A 947-nucleotide genomic window follows, 5' to 3' on the forward strand; every position below is an offset into this window, starting at 1 on the left:
GTCAGTGGGCGACGGCGGCGGCGCCGTGTTCGTCGACCAGCGCGCCGGTGGTGAACCGGTCCAGGCTGAACGGGGCGAGGTAGGGGTGCGGGCGGCCGTGGGCGATCGTGTCGGCCAGACACCAGCCCAGGCCCGGGGTGGCCTTGAACCCCCCGGTGCCCCACCCGCAGTTGAGGAACACGTTGGCGTAGGGGGTGTGCCCGACGATCGGGGAGGCGTCCGGGGTGACATCGACGATCCCACCCCAGCTCCGCAGCAGATGCGCCCGGGCGAAGACCGGGAACAGCTCCACCGCCGCGGCCATCTGCCGCTCGATGATGTGAAAGGCCCCGCGCTGGCCGTAGCCGGTGTAGGCATCCACCCCCGCGCCCATCACCAGCTCCCCCTTGTGCGCCTGGGAGACGTAGACGTGCACCGCATTCGACATCACGATCGTCGGGTGCACCGGCTCCAACACCTCACTGACCAGCGCTTGGAGCGGATGCGACTGCAGCGGCGCGGGCACCCCGAGCAGGTCCAGCAACACGCTGGTGTGCCCGGCCGCGCACAACGCCACCTGCCCGCAGCCGATCTCCCCGCGGGTGGTGCGCACCCCGCTCACCCGCTCCCCGTCGGTGATGAAGCCGGTGACCTCGCAGTCCTGGATCAGATCGATCCCGGCCGCGTCGGCGCGGCGGGCGAACCCCCAGGCCACGTAGTCGTGCTTGGCGATCCCCGCCCGCGGCTGATACGTCGCCCCGTGCACCGGATACCGGATCGCGTCGGAGACGTTCACGATCGGACACAGCTTGGCCACCTCGTCCGGGCCCAGCCACTCCGCGTCGATCCCGTTGAGCGTGTTGGCCGCCACCCGGCGCACCGAGTCCCGCACATCCTGCTCGGAGTGCGCCAGGTTCAACACCCCGCGCTGGGAGAACAGGATCGGATACCCCAACTCCTCCTCGAGG

Annotated in this window: 1 protein-coding gene; it reads right to left on the reverse strand. The window is 70.7% G+C overall.

Translation table 11 applies throughout. The features are described 5' to 3' along the window. Window position 1: 1 nt before the first annotated feature. A partial coding sequence (locus ACFQH9_RS32035) for an FAD-dependent oxidoreductase (RefSeq protein WP_379572212.1) occupies window positions 2-947 on the reverse strand: 946 nt, incomplete at its 5' end.

The sequence above is a fragment of the Pseudonocardia lutea genome (genome assembly GCF_042658055.1).
Lineage (GTDB): Bacteria > Actinomycetota > Actinomycetes > Mycobacteriales > Pseudonocardiaceae > Pseudonocardia > Pseudonocardia lutea.